Here is a 20,353-nt window from a genome sequence, read left to right on the forward strand (position 1 = left end):
TGTCATGCTGAACATAGTGAAGCATCTTCTTCGATAGGAATGCGGATAGATCCTTCGCTCCACTCAGGATGACAAACTTGTTTAGTTGTATAAAGTTTAGCCAGCGTTGAAACCCCTTCCCCAAGGAAGGAATCGCACAGGGCTAATGCTTTTTTAAAGGCCTGTCATCCTGAGCCCGTCGAAGGATCGAGCGTAGAGGCCCACCACCATGCTTCGACGGTGCTCAGCATGACAGCCTTTGCTTTTTGCTTAAATAAAAAATGTCATTGCGAGCGGAGCGTGGCAATCGCGAACTATACAAGGTGACTTTGTACAGTATGCGATTGCTTCGTTCCTCGCAATGACATGTGGAGGGTAAGGTGTGTCTTCCTCAGGGGCTAATTACGCCAAATTCCTACCCGCATTCACAATACCGTAAACGGTACGAATCACGAGCTTATCATATATGTCGATCAGTTCGCTATCGTCGCTGCTATTGAGCTTCTGTAAGGCATAATGTTGGATGATCACGAGTGGTAACACGATCTTCTCACGGATGGCGATAGAACGGCGCTCTACCGGGTATTCTTCCATCAGCACTGTGCTTCCGGTAAGGTCAAGCAACATTTCGCGGGTAAGTTCAAACTCGTCCTTCAGCAGTTTCCAGAAAGCGCCGAATTTTTTGTCTTTCTCCAGGTAAGCTGTCACCCTGAAATCAGATTTCGACATGGACATGGCACAGTTATCCAGCATGGTTTTAAAGAAGCCGGAGGTTCTGTATAGTTCTTTTATTTCGAGCCAGTTGCCGTCGTCTTTCATTTTTTTCAAAGCGGTACCTACCCCATAAAAACCGGGGATACTTTGTTTTAGCTGGCTCCAGGAAGTTACAAAGCTGATGGCCCGCAGGTCTTCCAGTTTCAGCGGCGCACCGGCATTACGTTTGGTTGGCCGACTGCTGATATTGATCCTCGATAACAATTTAAGCGGACTGAATTTCTCCAGATATTCCACAAATAAAGGGTGCGCGCGCAGGGCCATGAACAATTTATAGCTTTCGTCGGCCATGTCCGATATCAGGGCTTTGTGCCTGTTATCCAGCAGATCGTTATGATTTGGATGCAGGGCCGAAATAATACCCGCGTTGATCAGCTGCTCCATATTGAAGCGGGCAGTCTCTACCGAACCATATTGCGAGCTCACGGTTTGCCCCTGGATGGTTAATTGGATATGATCATTAGCGATCTCGTTACCCATCGAAGCATAAAAACGGTGCGTTTTACCGCCGCCACGTGCCGGTGGACCTCCCCTGCCGTCAAAAAACGCCAGGCTGATATCATATTTGCGGGCCATAGCGGTCAATTCCACTTTAGCTTTATATATCGACCAGTTGGCCATCAGGTAGCCGCCATCCTTGGTGCTGTCAGAAAAACCAAGCATAATGGTTTGCCTGTTACCGCGTTTTTTCAGGTGCTCGGCATAGTACGGATGCGTGTAGAGTTGCTCCATGATCTCGCCTGCACGGGAAAGATCGTTCACGGTTTCGAACAGCGGCATAAAATCGACACTCAGGCTGTCCTTCTCCCATCCGCTCCATAAAAACAGGTCGATGAGTTGTAAAATATCAGATGCCTGCTGACAGTTGCTGATGATAAAACGCTGACAGGCCTTTTCGCCATTCGTCTGCTGAATTTCCTGCATCAGGCGGATAGTATTCAGTGTATCCTGCGTCATGGCATCCGCGTCAGAAGGGCAATGGAAATCGGCCTCTTTAAAGCTGATCTGTTTTAGCTTTTCTTCTTCGTCCAGATCGGCATAGCCTTTAACAATACCTGTTTTAATATTTTTTACACCATAATCAAACACGCTGCGTAAAACGCGGCTGTCCTGACGAATATCCAGCGTAGCAAAATAACAGCCAAACAAGCGAACCTTCTGGATCAGGTTCTCCACAATATCAACAAACAAACTGTCGTGATCAGTAATGATGGTTTGCTTGATTGATTGCAGCAAGCTCAACAGTTCACCTTGCAGATTTTTGGAATCCGGATGTTCGTTGGCATTTTTGTAGAGTAGTTTTTCCAGCTTGGCCATAGCCTTTTCAACCCCGCGGAAAGTAATGCGGCGTTTAAGTACCCGGAAATCACGATAGTAACAACGGAACAGGCGCTGCCTTAAAAAGCTGGCCACTTCCTTGGTAGTTTGTGTAGTTACGTTGGGATTGCCGTCCCTGTCGCCGCCTGGCCAAAAGCCAAGCTCCAGCACACGACTGCTGGCGGCATCAATGTCAAACTCTTCTTCGAGTTTGGATTGTATGCCCGATACGGCATGGTAAAATATATTCTCCAAAAACCAGGACAGGCTGATGGCCTCGTCAACCGGTGTTGGTGATGTTTTGTTAAAGAATGGGGTTTTGCCCAGTTGTTGCAGCAGTACGTCGATATTATTAATATCGTTTACCTTTACTGCTTCGATCAGGTCTGTCATAATGCCCAATACCGTGCCTGGATAAAACTGTGTTGGGTGCGCAGTGAGTACCAATCGTAACGAAAAGTCTTTTAGCTTCTCACTGATCTGTGCCCGGGTTTCTTCGCTATTGGTGGCTTGCGCCAGCAGACTTTGCAGGTTGCCCGAATCATCAAACTTACCCAATTTATTAAAGGACGAATCTTCAATGGCATCAAACAAAACCACCTGGCGCTCGATGTACTGAATAAAACGGAACATGCGGTTGATCTGCTCGCGATGGTCAATATCCGGTACATACTTTTTAAAGAACGACTCAATGATATCCGTTGGTGAGGCCTGCTTAATGGCGCCTTTTTCGCAATGTGAACTAAAAAACGGCAGTAAAATACCGGTATCCTTTACCTGATAAAATGGTAGTGTTTGAAATAAACTGTTATATAACTCAAACCTGGTTACAACTTCGTTATTAAAAGCTGCTTCCCGCTGACTGAGTTTTAAAGTTAATGACATAGTTCAAAATATAATTGGGTTAAAATTGAGTGGTACCGGCTATTGCGCAAACCGGGGGTGAATTTAATTATCTAAAATTAAATTTCAACTAAAAGTAATAAATTTAATAATAGTATTACGAATTTGATATCAATTTTACTAAAACAAGGCAAAAAAATTTAATTATTGTAAATTTACAACCTGATTTAAAATCAAAATGATATTAAAGAAATTATGCCGTTTAGCTGTAAGCAAAGATTTTTATAACTTGCCTGTGTATTGCCCGGCCACTGCCAAAAACAAACACTATTTTGATGAATATTAATACCAGGGAAATAAAAAGCTTTTTTTACAGCCAGTATTTTTCTGACGGTTTACGTATCACAGCGGGTATACTCCTGCCCTCACTGGTGTTGCTGGAATTTAACCAGTTTGATCTGGGTCTTACTTTTAGTTTAGGAGCGCTTTGTATTTGTGTAATTGACAATCCCGGTCCGGTAACCCACAAGCGTAATTCTATGGCTATAGGCAATTTATGCCTTTTCCTGGTGGCGGCCATTACCGGTTTTGCCCGGCTAAACTTATATACGCTTGGGTTAGAGATCACGGTGTTTTCGTTCCTGTTCTCGATGTTTACGGTTTATGGTAACCGGGCAGCATCTGTGGGCACCTGTTCGTTGCTCATCATGATATTTATGATGGATAAAGCCCAACCCGCTGGCAATGTACTATGGTATAGCGCCACTATCCTGGTGGGTGGCTTATGGTACATGACTTTCAGTCTGGTATTTTTTGGTATCAGGCCTTATCGCGCGGCACAGCAAGCCCTGGGCGAAAACGTGGCTGATATCGCCAAATTCTTAAGGATCAAGGCCGACTTTTATTTACCCGAGAAAGATATTGATGATAATTACCGTAAACTGGTATCGCAACAGATCCAGGTTAGTCAGCACCAGGACGCCGTACGCGAGCTGTTGTTTAAAAGCCGGGTGTTGGTTAGGGAATCAACCGGGGCCAGCAGAGTACTGGTATTAACCTTTGTTGACCTGGTGGATATGTTTGAACAGATCATGGCTACCCATTATGATTACAGCGAGATACGCGAGCGCTTTAAAGATACCGGCATCCTTAACGAGATTGCCCGTATACTACAGCACATGGCCGATGAGCTGGATGAGATAGCTTATATTGTACTATCAAATACCCGCAACCGTCATCTCACTGATTTTAATCTGGAATTGGAGAAACTGAAGTTAAAGATTGATGACATAGGTAAAAACAACCAGGAGATCAGTAACCTGGTGCTCAAAAAGATTCTGATCAATTTGCGCGATCTGGGCGACAGCATCAATAATATATATAACTATTATCACTCCAAAACCGCCCCTAAATCAACCGAATTACGTGGTGATGTGGAGTATTCACAGTTTGTTACCCATCAGGATTACGCCCCGCATATCTTCTTTGATAACTTCACCTTGGATTCGGGTGCTTTTAAGCATGCGTTGCGGGTATCATTGGTTTGTCTGGTGGGTTTTATTACGGCCAAAACCGTGGCCCAGGGACATCATAGTTACTGGGTACTGCTCACCATCATCGTAATCCTAAAACCCGGTTTTAGCCTATCTAAGCAGCGTAATTATCAACGGCTTATTGGCACTATCTGCGGTGGGGCTATCGGCATACTTATCTTAAGCTTTATACCCGATAACACCGTACAATTTATTTTTTTAATAGTGTTTATGATTGGCACCTATAGCTTTTCAAGATTAAATTATGTAGTATCAGTAATTTTTATGACACCCTTTGTACTTATCCTGTTCAAGTTTTTGGGTGTGGGGCTATTAAATGTGGCTCAGGAGCGCATACTGGATACGCTTATCGGTTCGTCCATCGCGTTTATTGCTAGTTACTTGATATTCCCAACCTGGGAGTTTGACCAGATACAGGAAACCCTGCGTGATGTGATCGTAGCCAATATCAACTACCTGATAACCATTGCCGAAAGTTTATCGGGCAAAGTAACCGGCACTACCATGTACAAACTGGCCCGTAAAGATGTGTATGTAAAATCGGCCAACTTATCGGCTGCTTTTGAGCGTATGACGTCTGAACCCAAAAGCAAACAACGTAAAGTAAAAGATGTACATAAGTTTGTGGTTTTAAACCATATTCTGTCGTCATACATCGCCAATATAGCATCAGGGCTGGTAAAAAAGGAATCGCAGCTACCGCACACCGAAGCGCTTAAACTGGTTAAGAAAGGTATATCAGTATTAAATGAAAGCAACAAAAAACTTCAGGGGGAGCCAATTGAATTCAATATAGGTAAAACACCAACCGTTAGCGATGCCGAAAAGGTTGAATTATCGGCAGAAGATACTTTACTGAAAGAACAGTTGGGCTTTATCAATAAAATTAGTTATGATATTGCCAAAATAACCGACAATATCCTGCAGTAAAATGAAGCTAATGATGCTTGTTGATGATTTTTGTAATTAGCTAACCCAATTTAGCTTTTTTTGCATGATTGCAACTTTTTTTCACACAATGCTTTACATAGTTTTTTGCACATGCCTTGTTACTTTTTGCATGTTTAGTATCTAAACCAGGGGAGGTAAAAAACAAGCCGCCGGTAATTGCCAATAAGATTAAAGTTTTCATGTTTAGGAGTTTGGTATCTATATGACGATAATAAATAGCAAAACGTTACAATTAATTGAAAAAAAGTGATTCTGGCGCATCCATAAACAATTAATGTATTATTAATTAATCAGTTACAATACTTAATTGGCCTATATAAAAAAAAGTCAGTGACCTCGCGTTACTGACTTTTTTAATTAACTATTAACTGACCAAATATCTTAACGAAAACTACTTGGCTTTTACAAACATAGTGCGTAAATCAAAAATAGAATATGTGAAAATCACCTGTATACATGTATTTATACTAAAACCTTGGAGTATCTCATTTTTAAACATTTATAAATCAGCACACTATAACAAAAAACACAATATTTGACGACTATTATATATTGGCATATTATTATAAAACCCCGGAACACGTTTAAAGACGTTCCGGGGTTTTAAGTTATAAACCTAATTTAGCTGATCGCTGTTAATGATCATCAGAATCAAAACCCGTTCTGGCATATCCACCGTATGTAAACGTTACACCTGGAGAATCGCTATATTGAGCCTTAAAGTATATTGAATCTGTTTTTAATTTACTTCCCGGAGCTGTTGCTGCCTTCTTAAGTATTTTACCACCAAGTATGGTAACTTTTACACCATTATAGGTTTCAGTGGCATTAGTCGCCGAAAAAGTCAGAGAAGGTACATCAGCATGAATTTTGGCTTTAAGGCCGTAGTATGTCTGACTATCATCTATCCAAACACTATCAGCCCGATTTGATGATGTGTTATATAGAGATATTTTAGAATATGTTGCTGTCGGTCCTGTTCCGTCGTCTACTTTAACCCAGTATTCTCCCGCAAGACTTTGGACAGCCGTCCCTCCTATTTTTTCATCCTTTTGGCAGGAAGTAAATGATACTGCTACCAAAAATGTAAGTAGCGTATATACTATTGTATTTATTTTTTTCATTTCTGGTAAATTTATTGTTTAACAAATGTTCTAACAGCAGCTCCATACCCAGGGTTTACGATTACCATAGAGTACTGCGCCAATGTGCCCCCAGGTCCCGCTGTTGACGACTCCTGAGCCGAACTTGTTGGGCTTCCGTCATTGGCGCTTTGCTGAGGTATAAATACTTTATTTCCTGTATTGTTAAATACAATTACACTTAAAGTTGCACCAACAGCTCCACCCGGATTTAATACTGAATATACACCTGGAGCCAGTTTAGTCCAGGTTGCAATTTGTCCGTTAGAAGTACGGGCGTATGTACCTGAAAAATCATTAGCCTGGGCACTTGCATCTGTAGTGTAAACGATAACATGTCTGCTTGCTGTTGCCGAAAATCCGTCGACATTGGTTGCAGTATAGGTTATTGTATATACTCCGGGGGTGCTGGTACTAATTGATGTCGCAACCACCTTTATATCGGCAGTACCGGCTTTTGCCGTTGCGCCAGGGTCAGTGAAAGCAGCTCCTGTTTTAACGATCAAATAATCATCACCAGTAACCGTTATAGTTGGATACGTTGTGATTTTTGAACTCCCAACATAGCCTGATTTATAGTTGAAATTATCTTTATTGCAGGCCGTTAACAATAGCATAACCGGTATTGCTAACATGACCAAATAATTTATATATCTTTTCATTTTTTGTCTGATTAAAAGTTTTTATTTATTAGGTATTCCCCACCATACAGGTACAGTAATTGGCACCTCGGCAGGTGTATTAGTATTTCTGCTGCGTTCAGAATCAGGATAAACCAGACGCTTTGGAAATCTGCCTGCTGTTACACCATTTTTTGAATACACCCATTGTCCCGGAATATAACCTGCATCAAGGGAATAAATAGCAGAGTTTTCCGGATAACCAGTGCGTTCCTGATCAAAAAAGGCTTCTAAAGTATGAGAGTTAGGGAATGAAGCCCACTTTTGATAAATAATAGCTTTTAAATTAGTTTGCAGATTAGAACTATTAGGATAAACATACACTCCAGTGGTAGGCGCAGGTAAGCTGTATTGTGCAAACGCAGCTGTTACTCCTGCATCAAACTCTGTTTTAGGAGTTGTAACACCATAGCGTAATCCGGCCTCCGCCTGTAAAAAGTGTGATTCGGCTTTTGTTATGAAATAAACAGGGTCTGTTGCAGCAAAAGCCGGGGCTGTTGCAGTATAATAACTTGGATGCTGAGCCTGTGTTGCAGTATAAAAACCCTGATCAATTGGGGTTGGTGTGTTTGTGCCGAAATAATTTTTTATACGGGCATCATTATTCGCTCTTAACCAGCTTACAAATGTATTACTTGCACGTAGGTCATTAGCACCTAAATTAAACACTGTATATGCATAGATTGGGTTTCTTTGATCTGTAGCATCTATAAAAACCTTTACTACCGCATCATCATCTAAAAAATCAGCATGAGCTGCATATAATGCTCTTACACCTGCCTCTGCATCCGCGGCATGAGTGTTAACCATGCGTAAATACATTTTCAGTTTAAGCGTGTTTGCAAACTGACGCCATTTATCCATATCGCCACCAAACAGGAAGTCGGTTTTTGAGTCAGCTGCCACTTCAGGAGCAGTTGCATAACCAGAAGCTAATGCAGCGTCAATTTCGGCCAGCAATCCTTTATAAATGGTATAACCATCATCAAACTTAGGGTTTAAATTAGAGGCACCCTGAAATGCTTCAGTATAAGGCACCTTATCATATAAATCAACCAGCACTTCAAAAGTATAAGCCTTCATCACGGTACACATCAGATAAAACTTATCCAGTTTGGCTGCTTTCGCTTTAGTGATAGCCAGTTGATAGTCGGCTAACGCTCCTGAAAACAGTTCATTATAACTACCGTTAAGGTCCTGTCTTTGCAGGTTATATGCATCGATGGTTTTAAATTGGCTGGCAGCTACCGACTGTGTCCAGTACTGCGACCATATACCACCAAGGATATCCAATTCGCCACCAACCCGGCCTGCTGTTGATAGCACGCCCGAAGGAAATAAAACCTGTGGTGTAGCTTTGTCAATAGCTGGGTTGTTTGGGCTTGTGTTTATGTCGGTAATCTTCTTACACCCGAATGATACAACCAGGGTGCCAAGTATAAATATGCTTTTAATTTTTATATTTCTATTTTTCATGATGCAAATGATTAAAATGTAACTTTAAGTGAAGCACCATAGAATCTTAATGGCGGGGCAGTCCTGAACTCTCCGTATTCACTTGCCAGGTCGGTTCCATAGTTTGAAACTTCCGGATCCACTACGTGGTTACCAGATGGAAGCCAGGTAATTAAATTTCTTCCAAAAACACCGAATGAAGCTTTTGAAGCACCTATTCTGTTAACCAATGATTTTGGCAAGCTATAAGTTAAAGTAACCTCTCTTAACTTCAGGAAGCTTCTGTCTAATATATCTCTTGACCAGGCTTGTGCCTTGTTAGAAGTAGTATAATAGTAATCATCAACATTAGCCTCTGTAATTTGTGTAGTATTTTCTTTATAGCCAATTACATTTCCGCCTGCATCTGTAACGCGTTGAACAGAATTTGGAACAACAAAAGGATTACGATCATTATACAATGTTTTTGGATCGGCGCCAACAAAGTTAAATAAGTCGGCAGTTCCTGAATAAAACTTGCCCCCTTTATCCCACTCAAATGTAAAGCCTAATGTAAAATTCTGTACACGTACACTGTTGTTAAAGCCCATTACAAAATCATGTTGGAAGTTACCGTAGGTGCCATTATCTGCAGCAGCAATCGGATAGCCCTGGCTATCAACTATAATATGGCCTTGAGGGTCGTATGCAGGAACCGGCGCCTGCAACAAACCAAGTGGTTGCCCGGCAACAGCAACAAATTGACCACCGTAGCCATCTTGTGCCAGTAAAACTTTTTTCAACCCGGGAGGTAAAGATGTTACTATACTTTTGTTATGTGAAAAAGTATAGGTAAAATCCCATTTTACTAATGAAGTTTTTATTGGGGTTGCATTTAAGGCAATTTCAATTCCTTTTTCTTTAACTTCTCCAAAATTGATGAGCTGGCTTGCATAACCTGTTGATGGCGCAATTGGAACATTCAGGATCTGATCTTTACGGATCTTATGATAATAAGTAAGATCTAAGCCCAGACGGTCATCCAAAAATCTGAACTCACCACCAACTTCATATTCTTTAACACGCTCTGGCTTTAATCCCGAAGTGTATAATGTGTTGGCTATACTAAAACCAGGAACTCCTGCGAATGGAAATTGCAGGTTACCAAAACCAAGCGGCACGTTGGTAGCATTTAGTACATTTAAAGTGCTGTAAGGATCGGTGTCACTACCTGTTTCACCATAGCTACCTCTTAATTTAACATAACTTACAGCTTTGCTTTTCAGACCCAACGCTTCAGATAATACATAGGACAAGTTGGCTGCCGGATAAAAATAGCTGTTATTACCGGTTGCCAGTGTTGATGTAATATCATTACGGCCCGTAACTGTTAAGAACAAATAATCTTTGTAACCTAATGTAGCTTGTCCATAAAAAGCTAACAAGCGTCTGTGAGATTCGGTTTCAAAAGCTGTTGGTTTGTTAGAGCTGTTTGATAAGTTAAAAAAGCCCGGGATAGCTAAACCTTCAATTGTGCTACCATGTGAACGTGCGCCACGATCATTGTAGTTTGTACCAACAAGACCGTTAAAGTCAAAGTCGGAGCCAAATTTTTTATTGAAAATGGCCTGCAATTTACTATCGTATTCATAATTCTGATAGTTATCCTCTTCAACACTTCCAACGTCAGGTTTTCTTGACTGGCCTTCGGTGTTACCACCGCCTACCCAGCTACCTGGAGTTGGAGCGTTGGAGTTAAACCATATCCTGTTGCCCATATTGGATATATCGGCTCCTTGTTGAAAATTAAGCGTAACCCAATTAGTAATTTTATAGTTTAGGTTAATGTTACCATAAAAACGGTCGCTCTTGCTGTGACTGCCATTTTCGTTTAAGCTGTAATAAGGATTCTCGGCATAAGGAGTATAATAATTATCCACATTAAAGTAGAGATTTTTATAATCCCTTAAATCTTTAATAGGTATTGAACCGGGAATCTGCAATAAGTTTTCATAAAATGTTGTAGCGATACCGGTAGGACCCTGGCCGGTAGCCACGAAATTCCCATTCTTAGCTACATAGTTCAAGGATGCATCAGCCGAAAAGTTTTTGTAAATGGTTGATCCTTTTAAAGTAAAGTTGTTCCTGGAGAATTTATCTGCCGGACCAGGCAAAATACCATTGGAATGGATATTGTTGTATGAAAATAAATAAGTAGATGCATCAGAACCACCGCTAATTGAAATGTTATTATTCAGATCAAGCCCATGATCAAAAGCATCCCTTACATTGTTTTTAATAAATGAAAAAGGCCTTAACAGTTGTGTGTTATTAACAACAGCACCCCAGGGTTGAAGCAAGTTTGTATATTTTGGTCCCCAGTTTCCGTTTTCGCCCAATACAAAGTGCGAATCCCATCCCTGGCCAAATACATCCTGTGGTTTATAAACAAAGGCCACATCGGTCATGGTTGCGGCACTTGAAAAATTAACTTCGGGTTTACCCGCTTTGCCCTTTTTGGTAGTAATAATAATAACACCATTTGATCCGCGGGAGCCATAAATAGCTGTTGCTGCCGATCCTTTAAGAATGGATATGTTATCTATCTGGTTAGGATCAATGTCATTGGCATTGTTACCAAAGTCAAAGTTGGTGTCAGATCCACTGGTAGAGTTATTCAAAGGCACACCATCAATAATAAACAAAGGTTGGTTGGTGCCGGTTAATGAGGTATAGCCCCGTAAAATGATCTTGGTTGAACCACCGGCGCTACCACCAACATTTGAAATGTTCACCCCTGCTACCTTACCTTGTAAAGCACCAAACGGGTTATTGGGCGCCGATTGATTAATTTCCTTATTGTTAACAGAATTTTGTGCATAACCCAAAGTCTTTTTTGCTTTGTTTATACCCAAACTGGTTACTACCACTTCTCCTAATTGTTTGCTGCTTAATCTTAGTGCAACATTCATTACGTTTTTGGTAACAACAACTTCTTTTGTTTCATATCCAAGAAACGAAAATACCAATACTGAACCGTCTGTGGCACTTATTGAATACTTACCGTCGTTACTGGTTTGTGTGCCTTGATTTGTCCCTTTGATTTTAACTGTTGCTCCCGGAATCGCAAAACCTTCATCCTGCGAAGTAACAATACCGGTAATGGTTTTGTTTTGTGCAAAGGCCATTGAAGCCGTGCAGAAAAAACAAACCATGAAAATTTTAAGTAATTTGTGCTTCATGCTTTTTTGAATTTATTGTATTATTAAGATTGTAATGGGTACCGATTGAGGTGGGGGAACACTCAATACGCACCGAAACCGGATACTGATGTTTTGAGAATTTCCGGTAAATAAAAAATGTGAGAATTATTTAAGTAGGTGCTATTATCATAGAAGTGTGTTTAATAGTTAATATTATATAAGTCTGACTTACAGCTTATACAACTAATACAAACACAATAATAACATATAGAAAAGCAAGAGAATATGCGATAATCACCATTTTGATCATTTTCGCATATAGGTTTACCATTTAAGTGTAAACTTATTATTATAATATTATTTAACCCCAATAAAACACTATCAGGCAGTTTGCCTGTATTTTAATGGCGTAATTTTATAATGCGTTTTAAATAACCTGATAAAGGAGCTCGGGCACTCAAAGCCAATGAGGTTTACAACCTCGTTAATAGGATAAGCTGTACTTTTTAGTAAAGCTTGTGCTCTTTTTAACCGCAGTTGTATTAAAAACTGATGAGGGGTTAAATTAAATGCCTGTTTAAAAGTTCGTAACAAGTGATTCACCGACAGGCATGAATGTTCCGCCAGGTCTTCCAGGCTTATATTCTGGTTATAGTTACTGTACAAATATTCCTTAGCGCGGTTAAGCCTGCGTAAGATCTCTATTTTGGTACTGGCATTTAAAAAATGAAGCTTATCTGCTTTTTTAAATATCTCTTCGTTATAGATGCTAAAATAGTTGATGAGGCAATGATGCAGATATTCATTGATCAGCAATTCATCATGCAGGCCAGTATCCAGATATTTTTTGAGGTGATACACATTATGCATAATATCACCGGTAAATGGGTAAATAGTTTCATCAAACTCCTGGAATTGTTTTCCTTTATTTCCTCCCTTTCCAGACAGGCGATTATCGCCCAGCAGCCAGCAGTCTTTAAAATCCTGCAAAAATTGCTGATCAAAGCTTATACTGAATGACTGTACCGGTATATCCGAGTCGGTATCGGTAGAATATTGTGTGCCCCTGTTCAATATTAAAAAAGAATCGGGATATATGGATAAATGCCGCTTACCTATATCGTAGCGTTCATTTCCTGCAAAAACAAACCTCAGGCTAAAATCTGAGCTATACTGCTGATTTTGTTTCTGACTGCTTGTACGGCTATAAATTTTATTATTGTTCCGTAATGTTTTTGAATAATCCATCATATAAAAATTTATATTTCTGTATAATTTCTTTCCTCTAATAAAATAAACCTGTTACCAGATGGGTCCAGAAACTCGGCCGCAAGGCCTGTTGGCAGGTAACGTGGGATTGTGGAAAAAAACACACCCGCGGTTTTGTATAAATGATAATCTTTCAAACAATCATCGGTATTTAAAATAATACAGCTCTTAAATGCACTGCCGCCAACAACAAGAGCCACATCAAGATTATCGGCCTGTAATACAGCATATTCTTCGCCTTCTGCAAACGACATATTACTGATCGGGTTGAAGCCTAACTTTTGCGTATAAAAACTTATCTGTGCGTCAGCGTCCTCTGCAAAAACAGGGATATATTTCAATTTCATATGGCAATAGCTCTTATAAAAGATTTCTACGGAAATCAACCCAATATCAATAACAAGTAGTTAGGGGTGATGATTTTGGTGTGGGTTGCAGCCGATCAGTTAAAACTACTGCACATACCAAAGATAGGCTGGTAACAGAGGCAACGTATCCCCCAAATAGGGGGATTTATTTATTATTGTTTAATAATAAATACAATAAAAAATGCGCGGGAAATTACTCATTTACAGAGTAAAGCATTGTTTTGATCAGATAAGTTTATTTTGCTTAGCCATTTTTATGGCATCTGCACGGGAGTTAACATCAAGCTTTACGTATATGTTTTTGATGTGGCTACGCACGGTTTCGAGGTCAATAAATAGCTCTTTGGCAATCTGGCTACGGCTTTTTCCATCGCCTATCAATTCCAGTATTTGAGTTTCACGTTTTGACAGTGGCGATTCCTGGTTTTTTTGGAATGAACGTATAACCAGCTTGGCAATATTAATGCTCATTGGGCCGCCACCATCCTTAACCTCTTTGATGGATTCAATTATTTTAGCGGATGGTGTATTTTTAGTAAGGTATCCGGAAGCCCCGTTGGCTAAGGCGTTGAATATTAATTTCTCGGATTCATAAACCGTTAATATTAACACATAACATTGTGGCAACAGCTTCTTTAATTTAGGGATAGCGTCAACCCCATTGGTGCCAGGCAATTCAATGTCCAGTAGTACAACATCAGGGCGATCCATCGTTATTTTTTTGGCGGCTTCGTCATAGGAGCAATAGGTGCTCACTACTTCATACCCTTCCGTAGCGCCAATTAAGTAAGCATAACCATTTCTAATGGTTTCATCGTCCTCAATAATGGTTATTTTTATAGTGCGATTCATCTTCTTTTTCTAATAATTAAGCGACAACGTTTTTTCTGAACTTTAGCTCTACCGAGGTTCCCTTACCTTCTTCCGAAACAATAACCAGCTCGGCATTAATACGTTTTGCCCTTGCTTTTATGTTATGCATACCATGCCCCTTTGATAGGGTATTACTGCTAAAGCCTTTACCATTATCGGTAAGTCGCAAACTGACCTCGTCTTTATCAACATAAGCCCAGTGTAATATAACCTGCTCCGCATCGGCATGTTTAAGCGCGTTATTCAGCAGTTCTTTATATATCATGGTAATATTGCGGCTATATTCCATCGGTAGCTTAACTTGTTTCAGGTTATCATCTATTTTGTTAAACTCAAAATCAACAGGCATATCCTGAAACAGCTCAATGCCAATTTCTTTAATGTGTATCAAAGTTTCATATAAATTATCGCTTTTGGGGTCAAGGGCCCATAAAATATCTTTGGTACCATTATAAAGGGCTGCTGCATTTTGTTTAATCTGGTCAACAAGCCCATGCTGATCTGTTTTGCTTTGATCAATTTTAGCGTTTAAAATTTCTGAAAGTATAGAGATACGGGTAAGTTTATTACCCAGGTCATCATGAAAATCTTCGGCTGTTTGCTGCCTGATCTTTATTTTTTCTTCTTGTTTAATAGCCTCAATAGCTTGTTGCCGTTGTATTTTGCTATGGTGCCAAATGTTTTGTAAACCAAAACCTATTAATACAAAGAACAGTACAGCTGATATTTGAAAAGTAAGCGTCTTATAGAACGGTGGAATAATTTCAAAACTAAAATTAGCTGTATCCGGCGAAACTTTACCATCCGGACTAATGGCCTTTACCCTAAACGTATATTTACCTGGTGGCAACATAGGGTATTCAACAACATTGTTTTTTACGGGCGAACAAAAAGTGCTGTCTAAACCAACTAATTTGTAGCGATATGACACACTTGTAGGATTTTTTAAATAAATACCTAAAAAAGAGATAGCCAGGTGGTTTTGATTATAAGTTAAAGAGGCCCCATTATTTAAATAAGTAAAACCGGTATCCTTACTTCTGCCTATCTGGGGCATTAGCTTTACATTTTCAATAATAATATGTGGCGGTGGTGAAGATCGTGTTTGTAAACGGGTATTGTAAACCATAACAGATTTTGTGGTTGCTACCCAAACCTGATGATCTTTATAAAGTATAGCGTTTTGATTGGTTTCAAAAACAGGCTCCTTTGAGCCTGAATTATCAATAACTGCAAATTTATCCGCAGCCTGATCAAACTTCAGTTGGTTAACTCCTTTACCTGTACCTACCCAAACATTATCTGTATCATCAGCTATCAGGCTGTATATTGTATTTGCTTTAAGACCATCATTTGTAGTATAACTTTTTAAATGATTATTTTTCAGGTTCCAAACAAATAAACCTCTGTCATCGGTGCCTATTAAAACCAGGTTATGATATTTAATCATGGTGAGGATAGCGGAGTTTTTAAGAACGCTTTGATTAGAGGTCTGCACTACTTTTTTATTTACCAGCAGCACAATACCATTTTGCGTGCCTATAAACACAGAATCGCGACCTGTAGCTACTAACGATGATGAGTATTCAGGCACGCCATCCAACTGTTTAAGCACCCCCTTTTCATAGTAATAACAACCCAATGATGTGGCCAACCAGATAACCCCGGTGTCATCGGCTATAATAGCGTGGTAAGCTATTTCATCACTTCCTTTTATCTGTCTGAAACCCTTTTGATCATACTGCCACAACCCAGCCTGGCTTGTACCTATCCAAACAGTTTTATTTTTATCGGTATATAAGCATTGTATACCAGCTAAATACTTAGAACTGCTTGGTGTTGCTATATTGGTAAGCTTTTTACCATCGTACCTAATCAACCCTCCCCCATCTGCACCCAACACAATATGATCGTTCCAGTCTTTGGTGATCCCCATGATTATTTTTGACTCAGGCAAACCCTGTGTGCCATCAAAAGTCACATATTTACTACCCTCGCAACGGTATAAACCATTACCCAGGCTCCCGAGCCAAAGATTATTGTCTGTATCAACATATATATCTGCAATAGAGATATCGGTAAGTCCATTTGAGGAATCGTAATGAATAACATCACCATCCATTAAACAATAGGCGCCGTTATCGGTACCTATCCAAAGGTTCTTGTACCCATCCTGTTCAATGCAGAGCAGCTGCCCCTTTACGCTTGCCATTTGTACTGAGGCATAGGGCATCACCTGGTTATCGTTTATATAAAATAAGCCTTTCCAGGTTAACAGGTAAGCCCTTTGTGTGTCAAATTTGTCAAATAATATTTTTCTTACGGCCAGCTGCTCATATTTCTCACTAAAGCGGGTGGAATACGTCCATCCACTGCGGCTTAAAGAATATATGCCTTTTCCGTAAACTGCGGCGTAAAGTCTGCCGGTTTTATCAACGGTTATAGTGGTAACCTTGCTGCTATCATCAAATGCCACAGGTTCCATCTTATTGCCGGTAATTTTAAATAAAGCATAGCCCATCACCGCCCAGATAGTACCACTTGCATCCTGGGCTATATCGGTTACAATATTGTGTTTCTGAGAGGCCGCGGGTTTATAGTTTATGATTTTGCCATTGTGCAACATCGCCAACCCATCAAGTGTACCAAACCATACATGCCCGGCACGATCAGAAAAAACGGTACTTACATAGTTATTAGGCAACCCATTTTGTCTGGAATATCCTAAAAACTCCTTTCCATCAAAACGGCAGGCTCCACCAAAAGTGGCTATCCATAAACGATGGTCATTATCCATCGTGAACTTATTTACCTGCGATTGGATCAAACCGTCGTCGATATCATAATGCGCAAACGTATATTTTTGCCCCAACGCCGGAAATATCTGCATTAAACAAATAAATACAACACACCAAGACACCCGCACAGGATATAAAAAATACTTGTTCACTTACGTGTAAATTAATAGTTTGCAGTATTACCGCAATTAAATTCAAAATAAAGCTAAATAAAATAAAAAAAATCACCCTTTTGGGGTGATTCATTAATATAGGGTATATTGGTTAATTCCCCTATGAATTTTTATAATAAGATCAGTTAAATAAAACTCAATTTTTGGCAGTTACAGCTCCGTTACCACCTGCCGGGGTTTCCAGATCTTCAAACATTTTACAAATCTGGGTAATTTTCCATTCCTGGGCATCGTCCTTTTCCAGTATCAGATAATTATGCTGTATACTATCATGATAGCTAAAATCAACCCTGGCTATTACCAGCGCATCACTTTTAGCCAGCACTTCGTAGTTTGACTGGCAGTTTTGCTGAGTGCCTGCCTCTTTTTTCATGGCATCAACCAGGCTTGATTTATTTTGATGGATCACTTTATTGCCACGGGGAATTTTCAATGTATAGTTTTCATCTAATACTCGGCTAAGCTCTTTATAATTGCCATTCATATGGCTGTCAATAAAGTCGCGGATTACGGCGGCATAACCAGTTTCGCCAGTTTTTGGGCCTGTATAAGCGTAGATTGATGTGACTGATAATAAACTTATTAAGCAGGTCACTAAAAATTTATTTTTCATTGTGATATTTTTTTTATCAAATGTCACTACGGTTGTAAAATAAAAATGTGTGTATCGCACCCTAAAAATATGCGTATAGCACCAATAAGCAGGGATTAGTCATTTGTAAGTCATGACCAGGTATAAACTGTAGGCTTTTTAATTTATGGTATTATTCAATTATCGTTGAATAGTACCATTTTAAATAAAAATAGTACCATTATAAAAGGTAAATTGGTGTGTAATTTTGTTTCATGTTACAAAACATACCACTATATGATATCTGTTCGTTATCTGACATCAATCAGGATGACATACTTATAAGCCGTTTTGCACCATATCTGGATACACATAAGAACCTGTTTGCCACCCATCGCCACACCTTTTATCATTTGGTATTATTTACAGCAGGATCAGGTACCCATACCATAGATTTTGAAAGTTTTGAGGTTAAGCCCGGGCAAATATATTTTATGATACCCGGCCAGGTACATTCATGGGGGTTTGAGGGTTTTACTGATGGTTATATCATCAATTTTTCGGCATCGTTTATACAATCATTTGTGTTGCAGCATGGCTACCTGGATAATTTTTCTTTTTTCAGCGGCAACCTGGCCGATGCGGTAATTAATTTACCGGTCGAAACTTACGCGGCTATCAAACCACTTTTTGAAGCTATATTAACTGAAGCTACTCACCCCGGCACATCAGCAGCCGATATGATCAGGTTGCTGATGCTCCAGATATTTATCAGGGTTAATCGGGTATCTGCCATTCCTACGGTAAGCAATAATTCATCATACAACCAAACCCTGCTCAAAAACTTTAAAAACTTAATTGAGCATCATTATACCGACATTAAATTACCAAAGGATTATGCCGCCATGCTATACATAACTCCTAACCACCTCAATGCGGTTTGTAAGGATATTATGGGTATCCCCGCTGGCGAGATGATCCGTAACAGGATAATGCTGGAGGCCAAACGTATGCTAACCAACCCACAGCTCAGTATCAGCGAAATATCATTGAAACTAAACTTTAGTGATAACTCCTACTTTACCAAGTTTTTTAAAAAACTGGAAGATACTACACCCGAAGAATTCAGAAAAAAATTACTATACGATCATGGAAAATAACAACTATAAATTAGCGGCATGGCCAGCTTTTGTACATGCCAAATGCCCGCGTTGCAGGCGTGGGGATATGTTTGCCACCGGCATGTATGGCTTTAAGGGTCAGGAAATGCACAAAACATGTTCACATTGTGGTTTAACTTACGAAAGAGAGCCCGGCTATTTTTATGTGGCCATGTTTGTAAGTTATGCCTTTAATGTTGCCGAAATGGTAACAGCGGCCATAGCTATAAGTGTATTGACCGGAAGCCATAATCCATGGTTATATGTTACTATTATATTAGCTATCGCGGTTATACTTTCGCCTTTTAACTTCAGATACTCAAGGGTTATGTTATTGTACTGGCTTACTCCCGGCCTGCATTATCATCCCGAAATGAGCCGCGACAAAACAAACTGATCTTTTGATGAATGATGATGATAAGCGTCGGTAGGTTTTATCTGCCGGCGCTTTTTTATAGTCTAATAATTTTGCCACTATTAAACTATGGGGCTTGATTTTGGTCATAACTACATATCACATCCATATTTTTTGAAAGCATGAAAGCGAAATTAAACATCATAAAAAAAGACCTGTATAATGTATTTATAATGGGTAACGCCGATGATCAGCAATTGGCAAGGGTCTATATTTTATTGGCCATCCCTTTTTTTACTTTAGTCTTTACTTTTGGGCACTTCCCAAGTTATAGGTGAGGCAAGTTTGTATTATTTAGCCCGGATTGCAGCAATATTATGTGCAACCGGCTAAATAACAAAACAGCCACTACATTGCTGTAATGACTGTTTGCCAACTGTTTCCCTAATTAAAAAACTAAACTAAAAACGAAATTAATATTGCGATGTGTACCGGCCTAAACGGTTAATGGCCATTTGTACATTTTTAATATAAAAAACACCGTTATAATCACATTGATTATCTGCCCACCTTTTTGTCTTTAAAAGGTTTTTGTAGTTAAAATTCGTGATCGTAAAAAAATCCTTTTTGAGGTCAGCTTGCACTGCACTATCAGGCCGAACATCTTGCTGCTGTTTTACTTCTGACGGCTGAATATTAGATGATTTTATTTCAGTATCTGATGTAAATATTTTGGCACATGCTACGAGTATAAGGGATACAAAGACAAAAATTAAAAAGTGATAAAAAAGTTTCATAGTAAATAGCTTTGTAAACGTTTGTTTAGTTGCCTGCTCAAACATGAATCCAAAGTTAATCTTACCATAACACAAATAACAGGGGGATAATACGGTATCGTCTACGTATTTCT

The 20,353-nt window shown here is 39.6% G+C and carries 15 protein-coding genes; 3 read left to right on the plus strand and 12 right to left on the minus strand.

Annotation, left to right across the window (positions count from 1 at the left end; genetic code table 11):
- Window positions 1-381 precede the first annotated feature (381 nt).
- Window positions 382-2,955: a phosphoenolpyruvate carboxylase gene (locus tag BLR84_RS13830; RefSeq protein WP_090468820.1), complete on the minus strand. Its 2,574-nt coding sequence runs from the start codon at window positions 2,953-2,955 to the stop codon at window positions 382-384.
- A 293-nt stretch (window positions 2,956-3,248) separates the two neighbouring features.
- Here BLR84_RS13830 and BLR84_RS13835 point away from each other — a divergent pair, with 293 nt between their 5' ends.
- Window positions 3,249-5,396: an FUSC family protein gene (locus BLR84_RS13835; protein WP_090468822.1), complete on the plus strand. Its 2,148-nt coding sequence runs from the start codon at window positions 3,249-3,251 to the stop codon at window positions 5,394-5,396.
- Between the two features lie 40 nt (window positions 5,397-5,436).
- On the opposite strand, the gene BLR84_RS30040 is transcribed toward BLR84_RS13835, so the two are convergent.
- From BLR84_RS30040 to BLR84_RS13880, 10 genes are all read right to left on the minus strand, one after another.
- The gene (locus BLR84_RS30040; protein ID WP_176852060.1) at window positions 5,437-5,598 is read right to left on the minus strand and encodes a hypothetical protein; all 162 of its coding nucleotides are present in this window, start codon (window positions 5,596-5,598) and stop codon (window positions 5,437-5,439) included.
- A 454-nt stretch (window positions 5,599-6,052) separates the two neighbouring features.
- Window positions 6,053-6,541, minus strand: coding sequence for a lipid-binding protein (locus BLR84_RS13840; RefSeq protein ID WP_090468823.1), 489 nt, complete (start codon window positions 6,539-6,541; stop codon window positions 6,053-6,055).
- Window positions 6,542-6,552: 11 nt separating this feature from the next.
- A complete protein-coding gene (locus BLR84_RS13845) occupies window positions 6,553-7,221 on the minus strand; it encodes an immunoglobulin-like domain-containing protein (RefSeq protein WP_090468825.1) in 669 nt (222 codons plus the stop codon).
- Window positions 7,222-7,242: 21 nt separating this feature from the next.
- Window positions 7,243-8,715 (minus strand): SusD/RagB family nutrient-binding outer membrane lipoprotein, encoded by a 1,473-nt coding sequence (locus BLR84_RS13850; protein WP_090468827.1) that lies wholly within the window; start codon window positions 8,713-8,715, stop codon window positions 7,243-7,245.
- 11 nt (window positions 8,716-8,726) lie between these two features.
- Entirely contained in the window at window positions 8,727-11,915 is a 3,189-nt protein-coding gene (locus BLR84_RS13855; RefSeq protein WP_090468836.1) for a SusC/RagA family TonB-linked outer membrane protein, read from the minus strand.
- Window positions 11,916-12,257: 342 nt separating this feature from the next.
- Window positions 12,258-13,127: an AraC family transcriptional regulator gene (locus tag BLR84_RS13860; RefSeq protein WP_090468838.1), complete on the minus strand. Its 870-nt coding sequence runs from the start codon at window positions 13,125-13,127 to the stop codon at window positions 12,258-12,260.
- Between the two features lie 8 nt (window positions 13,128-13,135).
- The gene (locus BLR84_RS13865) at window positions 13,136-13,492 is read right to left on the minus strand and encodes a VOC family protein (RefSeq protein WP_090468840.1); all 357 of its coding nucleotides are present in this window, start codon (window positions 13,490-13,492) and stop codon (window positions 13,136-13,138) included.
- Window positions 13,493-13,738: 246 nt separating this feature from the next.
- Window positions 13,739-14,365: a response regulator transcription factor gene (locus BLR84_RS13870; protein WP_090468844.1), complete on the minus strand. Its 627-nt coding sequence runs from the start codon at window positions 14,363-14,365 to the stop codon at window positions 13,739-13,741.
- A gap of 16 nt (window positions 14,366-14,381) precedes the next feature.
- Window positions 14,382-17,276: a ligand-binding sensor domain-containing protein gene (locus BLR84_RS13875; RefSeq protein ID WP_090468846.1), complete on the minus strand. Its 2,895-nt coding sequence runs from the start codon at window positions 17,274-17,276 to the stop codon at window positions 14,382-14,384.
- 217 nt (window positions 17,277-17,493) lie between these two features.
- Window positions 17,494-17,970 carry a nuclear transport factor 2 family protein gene (locus BLR84_RS13880; RefSeq protein WP_090468848.1) on the minus strand — a complete coding sequence of 159 codons (477 nt, stop codon included), beginning with the start codon at window positions 17,968-17,970 and terminating at the stop codon, window positions 17,494-17,496.
- Window positions 17,971-18,203: 233 nt separating this feature from the next.
- On the opposite strand from BLR84_RS13880, the gene BLR84_RS13885 reads away from it, so the two are divergent.
- Both BLR84_RS13885 and BLR84_RS13890 read left to right on the plus strand, forming a co-directional pair.
- Window positions 18,204-19,088, plus strand: coding sequence for an AraC family transcriptional regulator (locus BLR84_RS13885; RefSeq protein WP_090468850.1), 885 nt, complete (start codon window positions 18,204-18,206; stop codon window positions 19,086-19,088).
- Window positions 19,078-19,485 carry a DUF983 domain-containing protein gene (locus BLR84_RS13890; RefSeq protein ID WP_090468852.1) on the plus strand — a complete coding sequence of 136 codons (408 nt, stop codon included), beginning with the start codon at window positions 19,078-19,080 and terminating at the stop codon, window positions 19,483-19,485. Before BLR84_RS13885 ends, BLR84_RS13890 begins: the two co-directional genes overlap by 11 nt.
- Window positions 19,486-19,916: 431 nt before the next feature.
- Here BLR84_RS13890 and BLR84_RS13895 read toward each other — a convergent pair whose 3' ends face one another.
- Window positions 19,917-20,285, minus strand: a complete 369-nt coding sequence (locus tag BLR84_RS13895; protein WP_090468853.1) for a hypothetical protein — start codon at window positions 20,283-20,285, stop codon at window positions 19,917-19,919.
- Window positions 20,286-20,353 lie beyond the last annotated feature (68 nt).

The organism is Mucilaginibacter sp. OK268 (assembly GCF_900103125.1).
GTDB lineage: Bacteria > Bacteroidota > Bacteroidia > Sphingobacteriales > Sphingobacteriaceae > Mucilaginibacter.

Bases quoted from the DNA above. Each gene is read 5' to 3' on its own strand.
- BLR84_RS13880 (WP_090468848.1), bottom strand. From the start codon at position 17,970: ATGAAAAATAAATTTTTAGTGACCTGCTTAATAAGTTTATTATCAGTC.
- BLR84_RS13870 (WP_090468844.1), bottom strand. From the start codon at position 14,365: ATGAATCGCACTATAAAAATAACCATTATTGAGGACGATGAAACCATT.
- BLR84_RS13890 (WP_090468852.1), top strand. From the start codon at position 19,078: ATGGAAAATAACAACTATAAATTAGCGGCATGGCCAGCTTTTGTACAT.
- BLR84_RS13830 (WP_090468820.1), bottom strand. From the start codon at position 2,955: ATGTCATTAACTTTAAAACTCAGTCAGCGGGAAGCAGCTTTTAATAAC.
- BLR84_RS13850 (WP_090468827.1), bottom strand. From the start codon at position 8,715: ATGAAAAATAGAAATATAAAAATTAAAAGCATATTTATACTTGGCACC.
- BLR84_RS30040 (WP_176852060.1), bottom strand. From the start codon at position 5,598: ATGAAAACTTTAATCTTATTGGCAATTACCGGCGGCTTGTTTTTTACC.
- BLR84_RS13855 (WP_090468836.1), bottom strand. From the start codon at position 11,915: ATGAAGCACAAATTACTTAAAATTTTCATGGTTTGTTTTTTCTGCACG.
- BLR84_RS13860 (WP_090468838.1), bottom strand. From the start codon at position 13,127: ATGATGGATTATTCAAAAACATTACGGAACAATAATAAAATTTATAGC.
- BLR84_RS13875 (WP_090468846.1), bottom strand. From the start codon at position 17,276: ATGCAGATATTTCCGGCGTTGGGGCAAAAATATACGTTTGCGCATTAT.
- BLR84_RS13835 (WP_090468822.1), top strand. From the start codon at position 3,249: ATGAATATTAATACCAGGGAAATAAAAAGCTTTTTTTACAGCCAGTAT.
- BLR84_RS13895 (WP_090468853.1), bottom strand. From the start codon at position 20,285: ATGTTTGAGCAGGCAACTAAACAAACGTTTACAAAGCTATTTACTATG.
- BLR84_RS13840 (WP_090468823.1), bottom strand. From the start codon at position 6,541: ATGAAAAAAATAAATACAATAGTATATACGCTACTTACATTTTTGGTA.
- BLR84_RS13845 (WP_090468825.1), bottom strand. From the start codon at position 7,221: ATGAAAAGATATATAAATTATTTGGTCATGTTAGCAATACCGGTTATG.
- BLR84_RS13885 (WP_090468850.1), top strand. From the start codon at position 18,204: ATGTTACAAAACATACCACTATATGATATCTGTTCGTTATCTGACATC.
- BLR84_RS13865 (WP_090468840.1), bottom strand. From the start codon at position 13,492: ATGAAATTGAAATATATCCCTGTTTTTGCAGAGGACGCTGACGCACAG.